The organism is Halorientalis brevis, from assembly GCF_042678165.1.
GTDB classification, from domain to species: Archaea; Halobacteriota; Halobacteria; order Halobacteriales; family Haloarculaceae; genus Halorientalis; species Halorientalis brevis.
Genome location: NZ_JBHUDJ010000002.1, coordinates 538085 through 550325, shown reverse-complemented (window position 1 = coordinate 550325; position 12241 = coordinate 538085). Strand labels below are relative to the sequence as shown.

Below are 12241 nucleotides of genomic sequence, written 5' to 3'. Positions count from 1 at the left end.
GGTTTTTGCGGCGGTGGGTACCCGCAGCAGCGCAAAGCGCTGCGAGGACACCCGCCGTCGCAAAAAAGTGGGTTCTAGTCGGAGAACAGGCTCGTGTGGACGGGCGCGAACTGGCTGCTCTCGTCCTCGCGCTCGACGGTGTCGGTGACCGACTTCCCGTCGACGCCGTCTTCGAGGAAGTCGGCGAGCGGCGGGCCGACTTTCTCGGGTTCGACGAGGAACGCGTCGTGGCCGTGATCGGACTCGATGACGTGGTGGGCGACGGGCTGGTCGACCGTCCGGAGGGCGTCGGCCAGTTCCTCGGCCTGTTCGGTGGTGAAGTGCCAGTCGCCGGTAAAAGACACCACCAGGGCTTCGCCCTCGAAGGCGGCCAGGGCGTCGGCGTCGGACTCGAAGCCGGCCGAGAGGTCGTAGTTGTCCATCGCCCGCGTCAGATAGAGGTAGCTGTTGGCGTCGAACCGCTCGACGAACTTCTCGGCCTGGTAGTCGAGGTAGGATTCGACGTCCCGGTAGGGGAAGAACGTCCCCGCGGGGTCGACCGGAAACGAGCGCATGGCGTCGCGGCCGGCGGCCCGGCGGCCGAACTTGGCCTCCATCGAGGCCTTCGAGAGGTACATGACGTGCCCGAGCTGGCGAGCCAGCGACAGGCCGTCGGTCGGTTTCGCGTCGGTGCCGTAGTAGTCGCCGCCCTGCCAGTCGCAGTCGGTGGTGATGGCGCGGCGCGCGATGGCGTCGATCGCGAGACACTGCGGGTCCAGTCGCGCGGCGGACGCGATAGGGACGACGCGCTCGACGTGGTCGGGGTGGCGCTTCGCCCAGTCGATGGCGTTCATGCCGCCGACGCTCCCGCCGACGACGGCGTGGAGGTGCGGAATCCCGAGTTCGTCCAGCAGGAGCCGCTGGGCCTCCGTCCAGTCGCCGACGGTGACTGCCGGGAAGTCAGTCCCGTACGGCTCGCCGGTCTCGGGGTTCTCCGAGGCCGGGCCGGACGAGCCGTAACAGGAGCCGGGGTTGTTGGCGCAGACGACGAAGTACTCGGTGGTGTCGATGGCCTTGCCGGGACCGACGATGTCGTCCCACCAGGCGCGGGCCTGGCCGGCTGTGCCCTGCGTGCCGCGGTGGCCCGCGACGTGGGCGCTGCCGGTGAGCGCGTGGCACACGAGGACGGCGTTGTCGCCGGTGAACTCGCCGTAGGTCTCGTAGGCCAGCTCCAGGTCCGGGATCGACTCCCCGGACTGGAACTCGAACTCGCCCAGCGAAACGGTGTCGTGGTCAGTCTCCATTCAGGTCGCCTCCTCGATAGCTTGGGCGAGGTCCGCTTTCAGGTCTTCGACATCCTCGATGCCGACCGACAGGCGCACGAGGTCGGGCGTGACGCCGCTGGCGCGCTGTTCGTCCTCGGTCAACTGCGCGTGGGTCGTGCTGGCCGGGTGGACGACGAGCGTCTTGGCGTCGCCGACGTTGGCGAGGAACTGCCCGAGGTCGACCGCCTCGCAGAAGTCGCGGCCGGCCTCGTACCCACCGTCGAGGCCGAAGGCGATCATCCCGCCGTAGCCACCCTCCAGGAACTCGCTGGCGTTGTCGTGGGTCTCGTGACTGTCCAGGCCGGGATAGATGACCCAGGACACCTCGGGGTGGTCCTGGAGGAACTCGGCGACGGCCATCGCGTTCTCGCAGTGGCGTTCCATCCGGAGCGAGAGGGTCTCGCTCCCCTGGAGGGTCTGCCAGGCGTCGAACGGGGCCTGGCCATCGCCGAGCGTGCGCAGGGCGCGGTAGCGGGCGGCCGCCGAGAAGGCGTTCTCGCCGAAGTGCTCGCTGAAGTTCGTCCCGTTGAACGCGGGATTAGGTGCGCCGATCTCCGGGTACCGGTCGGGGTACTCGCCCCAGGGGAACGAGCCGCCGTCGACGAGGACGCCACCGACCGTGGTCCCCGAGCCGTGGATCCACTTGGTCGTCGACTCCCAGACGACGTCCGCGCCGTGGTCGAGGGGGTTGCACAGCGCCGGCGTCCCGAACGTGTTGTCGACGAACAGCGGGACCTCGTTTTCCTCGCAGACGGCCGCGAGTTCGTCGAAATCGGGCGTGATCAGCGACGGGTTCCCGATCGTCTCGCAGTGGACGTAGGCGGTGTCGTCGTCGATGGCGTCGTCGTAGGCGGCGTAGTCGAGCGTGTCGACGAACCGGGCTTCGATCCCGCGCCGACGGGCCGTGTGAGAGAGATACGTGTGCGTGCCGCCGTAGATAGACGAAGCCGACACGACGTTGTCGCCCGCGTCGGCGAGGACGGTCGTCCCCGCGTCGAGCGCTGCCAGTCCGCTCCCGGTCGCGACGGCGTCGACGCCGTTCTCCAGCGACGCCAACCGCCGTTCCAGGGTCCGCACCGTCGGGTTGTGGAACCGGGAGTAGATGTTCCCCTCGCCCTCCAGCGCGAACAGATCCGCCGCGTGGTCGGCGTCCTCGAAGACGTACGAGGTGGTCTGATAGATGGGGGGCGCCCGCGCGCCCGTCGCCGGGTCGGCCTCGGCCTGCCCGGCGTGGACGCAACGCGTCCCGAACCCTCGCGTGTCGTTAGTCATGTACCACACTCATATATCCGCAGCCATCTATAACCAAGAGTTACGGCAAATATCTCAGCGGTGCAAGTTACCACGCGCCATACGTAGTCGCGATGTCACTGTCGCGCGACGGCCACTGCGGACGGTCTTCCCGGCGAGTACGGCCGCCTTACTGGGTAAGCCGTAGGTATCTCGCAAGTACTGGCGCGGAAAGCCAACCTTAATCTCCCTTCACTGGCAGCGTCCCGACAGACGATGGCGGCCGACAGTCCCTCCCCCGACGACCCGCGGCTCGACGACGACCACGTCAGGACGCTCGACGACGGCCAGGTGACGCTCGTCGGCGTCGTTCACGATCACCCTGCCAGTCGCTACCGCGTTCACGAGATCGTCTCTCGTCGCGCGCCCGACGTGCTCGCGCTCGAAACGCCGCCGCTCGCGCTGCCGCTGTTCCGCCAGTACGCGGCCGACGACCGGGACGTCCCAGCGTTCGGCGGCGAGATCAGCGCGGCCATCTCGGCCGCCGAGGAGGCGCGCGTCGTCGGCATCGACGGCATCGACGGCCGCTTCGTGCGGACGCTCGCCGCGAACCTCCGGCAGGAGCGCGCCTCGCTCTCGACGGTCCGGTCGCTCGTCTCGGGGATCACGAGCGTCCTCCGACACGCGACGGTCTGTCGGCTCGCAGCGACCGTGTGCGACCTCACTGGCCTCCGACTGGAAGTCGACGAGCCGGTCGACCACGACTGTAGCCTCCGTGACGCCCCGGCGGTGCAGGCCGACGACGAGCGGTCACAGCTCACCCAGAGCCTGACGCTGTTACGCGTCGCGGACCCGCCCGAACCGGTCAAGCTCCGGGACGAAACCCGCGAGGAATGCATGGCCGAGCGACTGACGGCACTCCGCGAGGAGGGGGACGTCGTCGCGGTCGTCGGGCGCGGCCACCTCGACCCGCTTGCCGACCTGCTGACCCAGTGACTGGGCCGGTATCAAAACTACCATGCCGTCCCGCTCCGAGGGGACACCATACTCAAGGTGGTTTCAGTGACCAAAAAACAAGAATACAAAGACGACTATCCCGACAAGCAGCTGTACATCCCGGGGCCGACCGAGGTGCGCGAGGACGTCATCGAGGCGATGTGCGAGCCGATGTTCGGCCACCGCATGGACCGGATGACCGACCTCTACACGACCATCGTCGAGGACACGAAGGAGTTCCTCGGCACCGACAACGACGTCATCATCCTCACGGGGTCGGGGACCGAGTTCTGGGAGGCGTCGACGCTCAACCTCGTCGACGAGAACATCCTCGTCCCGACCTGCGGGAGTTTCAGCGAGCGCCACGCCAACGTCGCCGAGCGCCTGGGCAAGGACGTCGATCGGCTCGAGTACGAGTGGGGCCAGGCCATCAAGCCCGAGGACATCCGCGAGGAACTCGAATCGAGCGACAAGCACTACGACGTCGTCGCGACGGTGATGAACGAGAGTTCGACCGGCGTCCGCAACCCCATCGAGGAGATCGGCGACCTGATCGCCGAGTACCCGGACACGTACTTCGTCGTCGACGCCGTCTCCGCGCTGGGCGGCGACTACGTCGACATCGACGAGCACAACATCGACGTCATCTTCACCTCCACCCAGAAGGCGTTCGCCATGCCGCCGGGACTGGCGGTCTGCGTCGTCAGCGAGGATGCCTACGACCGCGAACTGGAGAAAGACTCCGCCTCGTGGTACGGCGGCTTCCAGCGCTGTCTCGACTACTACGACCGGAAGGGCCAGACCCACTCCACGCCGGCGATCCCCATCATGCTGGCCTACCGCAAGCAGATGAAACACATGCTCGACGAGACCCACGAGGAGCGCAACCAGCGCCACCAGGAAATGGCCGAGTACACCCGCGAGTGGGCTCGTGAGCACTTCGACCTCTTCGCCGAGAAAGGGTACCGCTCCCAGACGGTGTCCTGTATCGAGAACACGCAGGGCATCGACGTCGCCGAAACCATCGACGCCGTCTCCGAGGAGTACGACATGGTCTTCTCGAACGGGTACGGCTCACAGCTCGGCGAGAAGACGTTCCGCATCGGCCACATGGGCGAGCACACCGTCGAGAGCATCAAGGAACTGACCGACGCCATCGAAGACGTCGCCGGGCTGTAACCACGACAGAACGGGAGGAGTTCCCGACAACAGCTCGCGACGGGGTCGCACGCAGTTTCGTTCTCTCGCGTCGATTCCGTACCGTCAGTCAGCCGCTTCGCTGCGGTCGGTTCCTGCCGTCCGGTCCCGGTCACCGGACCTGTCCGTCGCGTACGGATGACCAACAGAGAGCACCGCGACGTGTGTCACGACCAGCCCGACGAAGACGAGATACTCGGACTGCGTTTTGAGACCGGAGAGCAACACCGGGACGTACAGGAACGGCAGCGGAATCGCCATCCAGAACGCGGCGGCCGTGATGGCGCCACGCAGTCGACCGAACAGGCCGTGTCCGGTCGACGACCGGTCAGTCGTCTGCTCCGTGCGTTCGTCGTCGCCGACCCCCGACGGGACGAGTGACCGAAGCCTCTCCCCGTCGCGGCGCGAGTCCCCCCACATAGTACCTGCAACAACGCCGCAATCCACCATTAGTATACAGCCCGTAATCTCTCGTAACCGACCACTAAACGGCCGGTAGGCGCAGTTTGAGACTTGCTACCAGGTGCCAAAGTCGAGAGGCGGTACAGTTAGGAGTGCAGCGCCCAACCGTCCCGCCGATGGCAGAGACGGAGGCGGCGCCCGAGGACAATCCGTACGTGCAGGCCCCAGAGACGACGTTCCGACCGGTCGACGAGCTCCAGGAGTCCGAGGCTCGCCAGCAGGCGGCCGATCTGCGCGAGGCGATTCGGTTCCACGACTACCGCTACTACGTCGAGAACGATCCGGTGATCGCCGACCGGACGTACGACGCGCTGTTCGAGCGATTGGAGGCACTGGAGGACGCGTTCGACCTCCAGACCGAGGACAGTCCGACCCAGCGCGTGGGCGGGGAGCCCCTGGAGGAACTCGGCACCGTCGAGCACGTCGTGCCGATGCTGTCGATCGACCAGAGCGTCGAGGCCGAGGCGGTCCGGGAGTTCGACCGCCGCGTCCGTGAAGGGCTCGCCGACGCGAACTGGGACGGGAACGTCGAGTACGTCTGCGAGCCGAAGTTCGACGGGCTCTCCGTCGAAATCGTCTACGAGGACGGCGGCTTCGAGCGCGCCGCCACTCGCGGCGACGGCGAGACCGGTGACGACGTGACCGCGAACGTCCGCACCATCCGGAGCGTCCCCCAGCGCCTTCGCGGGGACTACCCCGACCGCCTCGTGGTCCGCGGCGAAGTGTACATGCCCAAAGACGCCTTCACCGAGTACAACCGCGAGCGAGTCGAACGCGGCGACGATCCCTTCGCGAACCCGCGCAACGCCGCGGCGGGCACCCTCCGGCAACTCGACCCGTCGGTCACCGCCGAGCGACCGCTCTCGATTTTCTTCTTCGAGGTGCTCGACGCCAGCGAACGGGCCGACAGCCACTGGTCGGAACTGGATCGCTTCCAGGAGTGGGGGCTCCGCGTCTCCCAGGAAGTCGAGCGCGTCGAAGACGTCGAGGCGGCGATCGACTACCGGGACCGGCTCATGGAGCGCCGCGAGGACCTGGCCTACGAGATCGACGGCGTCGTCGTCAAGGTCGACGACCACGCGGCCCGCGACGTGCTGGGCGCGACGAGTCGGGCGCCCAGGTGGGCCTTCGCCTACAAGTTCCCCGCGCGCAAGGAGGTGACGACGGTCACCGACGTGGTCGTCCAGGTCGGCCGCACCGGCCGCCTGACCCCCGTCGCCCTGCTCGAACCCGTCGAAGTCGCCGGCGTGACCGTCTCGCGGGCCAGCCTCCACAACCCCGACGAGATCGCGTCGCTGAACGTCGGCGTCGGCGACACCGTCCGCGTCAAGCGCGCCGGCGACGTGATCCCGGACGTCGAGGAGGTCGTCGAAAAGCACAGCGAGGGCCACTACGAGTTCCCCGACCACTGCCCGGTGTGTGACAGCGCCGTCGAGCGCGAGGGACCGATGGCGTACTGCACCGGCGGGCTGGCCTGTCCCGCCCAGTTAGAGCGAGCGATCGAACACTACGCCAGCCGCACCGGGCTGGACGTCGAGGGACTCGGTCCCGAGCGCATCCAGCAGCTCCTCGACGCGGGCCTGGTCGAAGAACTGCCGGATCTCTACGATCTCGACCGGGAGGACCTGGCGGCCCTCGACGGCTGGGGCGAGACGAGCGCCGAGAACCTGCTCGACGAGCTGGACGACGCGACGGAGCCGTCGCTCGACGCGTTCCTCTCGGCCATCGGCGTCCCCGAGGTCGGGCCGACGACGGCCAAATCGCTCGCGCGGGCGTTCGGCGATCTGGAATCCGTCATGGACGCGACCGAAGCGGACCTCCGTGCGGTCGACGACATCGGACCCGTCGTGGCCCGCGAGATCCAGGAGTTCTTCGACTCGGACCGGAACCAGGCGGTCATCGAGCGGTTGCGCGACCACGGCGTCGACCCCCAGCCGGTCGAGGTCGACGGCGGCGACGAACTCGACGGCCTCACGTTCGTGTTCACCGGCGCGCTCGACGCGTTCACCCGTCAGGAGGCCCAGGACCTCGTGGAGCGCCACGGCGCGAACGCCACCAGTAGCGTCTCGGGGAACACGGACTACCTCGTCGTCGGCGACAACCCCGGTACGTCGAAACGGGAGGACGCCGACGCGAACGACGTCCCCCAACTCGACGAAACCGAGTTCGAGGCGTTGCTGGCTGACCGCGGCGTGCAGTGACGCGCCGACCGATTCTCACCGGGCCTGCTCGGCCGCGCGACGCGCGCTGTCGCGGGAGCTACAGATCGGCGTCGCGGAATCGCAGGTAGCCCACCCACGACGGGAGGACGATCCACAGCCCCAGGATGACGAGCGCGAACCACCAGGAGAGGTAGAAAGGCACAGGCCCGCCGAGCTTCGACTGGAGGAGGGACGATCCCTGGAACAGGAGGAACGTTCCCTCGTAGGCGCCGGTGGGGCTCAGTCGCTGGAGGAAGACGAACCAGGCCGGGAACTCCCCGGTTGCGGGCATCATCGAGCCGGCCGACAGGAGATACAGAGCGTTCGGAACCCCGCCCCAGACGAAGTTGAACAACGCAAAAGTGCCGACCGCGCCCGCCGCCGCCCGGCTGGCCGACGCCGTGAACGCCGAGAACCCGACGGCGATGCTGACGAACGCCGTCGACAAGGCGACCGTAAACGCGATGAACGCCAGGAAGAGCAGGGGCGAGCTCGACTGGTAGAGGACGAGGCCGATGAGAAACGCCGTCGCGAAGCCAGCAGTGATGGCCGACGCGACGACGAGCGTCCGCCCGACGATCTTCCCGAGCACGACGTCGCGGCGCTCGTGTGGCAGGGACAGCAGGAGTTTGAGGCTGCCGGACTCGCGCTCGCCGGCGATGGCCTTGTACCCGACCAGCAGCGCGGTGATGGGCACCAGCCACCCCGCCGGCGTTCGCAAAAAGAGGATGAGATTGTACATCCGGTTCGAGCTGGGCAGGGTGAGCCGGTCGCCCGATCCCGGTAGCGCGAGGAACGAAAACAGGATCGCGGCGGCGACCGCGAGGACGGCGAACAGGCCCGCGACGACCCACAGCGTCTGCGACCGGATCGCGTCGTGGAAGTCCTTTCGGGCGACGGCGACCCAGGTCATGCCCGTCCCTCCCCGCTGACGGGCTGGGCCGTGTTTCCGGACGTGTACTCGACGAACAGGTCCTCCAGCGAGGCCTCCTCCGTGACGAAATCGAGCACCGGCGCCCCGTGCTGATCCAGTGCGTTGAGCGCCGGCAGTTTCGCCTCGTCGGCACACGCGATCGAGACGGTCGGGTCGGCCGCCCCGCGGTCGGGAGCGACGGTCGAAACCCCGCTCAGAGTTCGGACCGCCGAGACGGCACCGTCGGGAAGCGACTCGACCGTCACGTGGAGCTGTGTCCCGCCGCCAGCGTCGGCGCGCAGCGACTCGACGCGATCGACCGTCTGGACGGCGCCGTCTTCGAGGATGGCGATGCGGTCACAGACGGCCTCGACCTGGCCGAGGATGTGCGACGAGAAAAACACCGTCGCGCCGCGGTCGCGCTCGGTCCGGATGAGTTCGCGCATCTCCCGCGCCCCGTTCGGGTCCAGCCCCGAAGTCGGTTCGTCCAGGATCAGCAGGTCCGGCTCGCCGACCAGCGCCATCGCCAGTGCGAGCCGCTGTTGCATCCCTTTCGAGTAGTCCCCGGCGGTGCGGTCGGCGGCATCGGCGAGGCCGACGCGGTCGAGCAGGCCCGTCACGTCCGCGGCGACGTCCTTCGACTCGGCGACGAACTCGACGTGCTGGCGCGCCGTCAGCCGATCGTACACGTCGAAGCCCTCGGGCAGCACGCCCGTCCGGGCGCGGACCTGTGCGGACTCGGCCTGTGCGTCGTGTCCCAGGACCGTCGCGCGGCCGCTGGTGGGCCGGACGAAGTCCAGCAACACGTCGATGGTGGTCGATTTCCCCGCGCCGTTCGGCCCCAGAAAGCCGAATATTTCCCCCTCTTCTACCGTGAGATCCACCCCACGGAGAGCTGTCACGGCGTCGAACTCCTTGGTGACGCCGTCGAGCTCGATCGCAGCCATACCCACGGATGTTCGTGCTGGCGTATAATTCTGTTTTTTCGACTGATTCTGCCCGGGGCGTCAGACTTCGTCGTCGGGTGCGTGTTTCTCGGCCATGCGCTGGGCCTCGCTGGCGTAGCGCTCCCGTCGGTCGGCGTCCGCGACGGGTTCGAGTTTCTCGGGGTCGGCCTGCGTCGCGGCGGTGACGCCGTTGCGGGTGAGCATCTGCGAGGAGCGGTTGCTCTGCTGGAACCGTTCGCCGTCGGGCGTCGCGTACACGAGCGTGACGAGTCCCTTGTCGTTGTAATCGCGTTCGACGAGCCACAACTGGACGGTGTCGTCGCCGTCGGTCATGTGGGAGCGTTGCCCGCCGTCGGGTTTGTATCCACGCATTGCCGTCGTGCGCGCGTCAGACAGATATCGACAGCGAGAATCGAGGGACGAATTTCATATGCGCGGGCCCGGAAGCCCCGCACATGGCGCGCTGGAGCGAACGGGCACGCCAGCGATTGCGGGACGGCGAGGAGATCGAGGACGCCATCTCGTTCGGGGAGAACGGGATCGTGGTGACCAATCAGCGACTCCTGGCGTTCACGCCCGAGAGCGACGGCGCCAACTACCGGGCCATCGAGCGGCCGAACGTCGAGGGGGCGGCCCTGGAGAGCAGCGGGGAGACCCAGTGGCTGGGGTACATGGGCAAAGGCGGACTCGGGGGTCTCGTCGGCGTCGGCGTCGGCTACACCATGGATTTCGGCGGCCTGATCTCGCTCAGCCAGCTCAACACCAAGGCTGCGAGCCAGACCGGCGTCGGGAGCATGATGGGACTGCTCAGTACCGTCTCGCGGTTCCTGGGGATGCTCGACGACGTGCTGCTCGTGGCCGGCCTCCTCGCCTTCGCCGTCTGTCTCGGCGCGCTGGGCCTGTACATCGAGAGTCGCACGCACGGGCTGTGGATCGCGGTCGCCGGCGACGACGATCTGTACGTCCCCGCGCCGAAGGGGGCCACGACGGAGTTGACCCGCCTGCAGCGACACCTGCGGACCGAACCGGAGCCCGGGGCCGAGACCGCGCCACGGGAGGACCCACTCGAACCCCACCCCGAGTAGCAACGCAAATACGGCGACGGCACCTAGGGCCGCGCCGAGATGGACCCCACTGCGGTTCGGGACCGCGCGGCCGATCTCCCTCGGGAGCCGGGCGTCTATCAGTTCCTGACCGACGACAGCGAGGGACGCAGTCCCTCTGGCAACCGGACGCAGTCCGGTGATAGCGTCGTCCTGTACGTCGGCAAAGCGGTCGACCTCCGCGACCGCGTCCGCTCCTACGCCGATCCGCGCGGCGAGCGCATCCGCCAGATGGTCGCCCGCGCGACGGACGTGGACGTGGCGGTCACCGACACCGAGACCCAGGCGCTCCTGCTGGAGGCGAACCTCATCAAGCGCCACCAGCCCCGCTACAACGTCCGCCTGAAAGACGACAAGTCCTATCCCCTGGTCCAGTTGACCGCCCACCCGTTCCCGCGCATCGAGATCACCCGTGACCCCGACGACGACGCCATCGTCTTCGGCCCGTTCACGGACAAGAGCCGCGTCGAGACCGTCGTCAAGGCGCTCCGGGAGACCTACGGGCTGCGGGGCTGCTCGGATCACAAGTACGCCACCCGCGACCGGCCCTGTCTGGACTACGACATCGGGCTGTGTACCGCGCCCTGCACCGACGAGATCGGCGAGGACGCGTATCGGGACGACGTCGAGAGCGTCCGGCGCTTCTTCGAGGGCGAGACCGGCATCCTCGCGGACCCGATCGGTCGCGAGATGGAGCGGGCCGCCCAGAACCGGGAGTACGAGCGGGCGGCGAACCTCCGTGACCGACTGGAAGCCGTCGAGGCGTTCCACGGCGAGGGCGGCGAGGCGGTCTCGTCAAGCGACGCCGGCGGCGAGCGCGCGGTGGACGTCCTCGGTGCGACCGTCGAGGGCGACGAAGCGACCGTGGCGCGACTCCACGCCGAGGACGGCCAGTTGGTCGACCGGGAGCGCCACACGCTCGCGGCACCGAAGGACGACGGCGTGGCGGGTGACGGCCACGTCGGGGCGGTGTTCGCCGCGTTCATTCCCCAGTACTACGCCGAGCGGGACCTTCCTGATGCGATCCTCCTCTCGGAGCGCCCCGACGACCGCGAACTGGACGCCTGGCTGGACGCCGAGGGCGTGGCCGTCCGCGTGCCCGGCGCCGGCCGCGAGGCGAAACTGGTGGACCTCGCGCTGAAGAACGCGCGCCGCGGCGTCGGCGCCCGACAGGACGAAGGCGGGGCGCTCGCACAGGCGCTCGGCCTCGACTCGGCCGTCGAGCGCATCGAAGGGTTCGACGTGAGCCACGCCCAGGGGCGAGCGGTCGTCGGAAGTAACGTCACGTTCGTCGACGGCAGTCCCGAAAAGAGCGACTACCGGCGGAAGAAACTCGACGAGACGAACGACGACTACGCGAACATGCGGACGCTGGTGCGCTGGCGCGGGAAGCGCGCGATCGACGGCCGCGACGAGCGACCGGACCCGGATCTGCTGTTGATCGACGGCGGCGAGGGGCAACTCGGCGCGGCCCAGGACGCCCTCGCCGAGACTGGCTGGGACGTGCCGGCCGTCGCCCTCGCGAAGGAGGAAGAGCTGATCGTCACCCCCACGGGAACGTACGACTGGCCCGACGACGCCCCACACCTGCACCTCTGCCAGCGCGTCCGCGACGAGGCCCACCGCTTTGCCGTCCAGTACCACCAGTCGATACGAGACGAGGTCTCGACGGCGTTAGACGAGGTGCCGGGCGTCGGACCGGAGACCCGCCGGCGTCTCCTCAGGCGGTTCGGCAGCGTCGAAAACGTCCGCAACGCGTCGGCGTCGGAGCTACAGGGCGTCGACGGGATCGGTGAAAAAACGGCCGCGACGATCGCATCGCGGCTGTAACCGGGGTCAGGAGAACCAAACGCGGAGGTGAAAAACCGGGACGGCACACCCCAATCCA

Annotated in this window: 11 protein-coding genes; 5 read left to right on the top strand and 6 right to left on the bottom strand. The window is 68.1% G+C overall.

Annotated features, from left to right (window positions below; genetic code table 11):
* Nucleotides 1-74: 74 nt before the first annotated feature.
* Both metX and ACFR9U_RS06495 read right to left on the bottom strand, forming a co-directional pair.
* On the bottom strand, nucleotides 75-1283 hold the full coding sequence (gene metX / locus ACFR9U_RS06500) for a homoserine O-acetyltransferase MetX (RefSeq protein ID WP_247379318.1): 1209 nt from the start codon (nucleotides 1281-1283) through the stop codon (nucleotides 75-77).
* Nucleotides 1284-2576 carry an O-acetylhomoserine aminocarboxypropyltransferase/cysteine synthase family protein gene (locus ACFR9U_RS06495; protein WP_247379320.1) on the bottom strand — a complete coding sequence of 431 codons (1293 nt, stop codon included), beginning with the start codon at nucleotides 2574-2576 and terminating at the stop codon, nucleotides 1284-1286.
* 234 nt (nucleotides 2577-2810) lie between these two features.
* Here ACFR9U_RS06495 and ACFR9U_RS06490 point away from each other — a divergent pair, with 234 nt between their 5' ends.
* Nucleotides 2811-3530 (top strand): TraB/GumN family protein, encoded by a 720-nt coding sequence (locus ACFR9U_RS06490; protein WP_247379323.1) that lies wholly within the window; start codon nucleotides 2811-2813, stop codon nucleotides 3528-3530.
* 66 nt (nucleotides 3531-3596) lie between these two features.
* Nucleotides 3597-4709, top strand: coding sequence for a pyridoxal-phosphate-dependent aminotransferase family protein (locus tag ACFR9U_RS06485; protein ID WP_247379325.1), 1113 nt, complete (start codon nucleotides 3597-3599; stop codon nucleotides 4707-4709).
* Between the two features lie 84 nt (nucleotides 4710-4793).
* Here ACFR9U_RS06485 and ACFR9U_RS06480 read toward each other — a convergent pair whose 3' ends face one another.
* Nucleotides 4794-5147 (bottom strand): DUF8028 family protein, encoded by a 354-nt coding sequence (locus ACFR9U_RS06480; RefSeq protein ID WP_247379327.1) that lies wholly within the window; start codon nucleotides 5145-5147, stop codon nucleotides 4794-4796.
* A gap of 158 nt (nucleotides 5148-5305) precedes the next feature.
* On the opposite strand from ACFR9U_RS06480, the gene ligA reads away from it, so the two are divergent.
* On the top strand, nucleotides 5306-7390 hold the full coding sequence (gene ligA / locus ACFR9U_RS06475; protein WP_247379329.1) for an NAD-dependent DNA ligase LigA: 2085 nt from the start codon (nucleotides 5306-5308) through the stop codon (nucleotides 7388-7390).
* A 58-nt stretch (nucleotides 7391-7448) separates the two neighbouring features.
* On the opposite strand, the gene ACFR9U_RS06470 is transcribed toward ligA, so the two are convergent.
* Genes ACFR9U_RS06470 through ACFR9U_RS06460 form a run of 3 tightly spaced genes read right to left on the bottom strand, consistent with a single transcriptional unit; the run spans nucleotide 7449 to nucleotide 9583 of the window.
* Nucleotides 7449-8303, bottom strand: a complete 855-nt coding sequence (locus ACFR9U_RS06470; RefSeq protein ID WP_247379332.1) for an ABC transporter permease subunit — start codon at nucleotides 8301-8303, stop codon at nucleotides 7449-7451.
* Entirely contained in the window at nucleotides 8300-9250 is a 951-nt protein-coding gene (locus ACFR9U_RS06465) for an ABC transporter ATP-binding protein (protein ID WP_247379334.1), read from the bottom strand. Before ACFR9U_RS06465 ends, ACFR9U_RS06470 begins: the two co-directional genes overlap by 4 nt.
* A gap of 60 nt (nucleotides 9251-9310) precedes the next feature.
* On the bottom strand, nucleotides 9311-9583 hold the full coding sequence (locus ACFR9U_RS06460) for a DUF7967 family protein (protein WP_247380103.1): 273 nt from the start codon (nucleotides 9581-9583) through the stop codon (nucleotides 9311-9313).
* Nucleotides 9584-9705: 122 nt separating this feature from the next.
* Between ACFR9U_RS06460 and ACFR9U_RS06455 the strand changes: the two genes are divergently transcribed.
* Both ACFR9U_RS06455 and ACFR9U_RS06450 read left to right on the top strand, forming a co-directional pair.
* Nucleotides 9706-10335, top strand: a complete 630-nt coding sequence (locus ACFR9U_RS06455; RefSeq protein ID WP_247379337.1) for a hypothetical protein — start codon at nucleotides 9706-9708, stop codon at nucleotides 10333-10335.
* A 39-nt stretch (nucleotides 10336-10374) separates the two neighbouring features.
* Nucleotides 10375-12183: an excinuclease ABC subunit C gene (locus ACFR9U_RS06450; protein WP_247379339.1), complete on the top strand. Its 1809-nt coding sequence runs from the start codon at nucleotides 10375-10377 to the stop codon at nucleotides 12181-12183.
* Nucleotides 12184-12241: the final 58 nt, after the last annotated feature.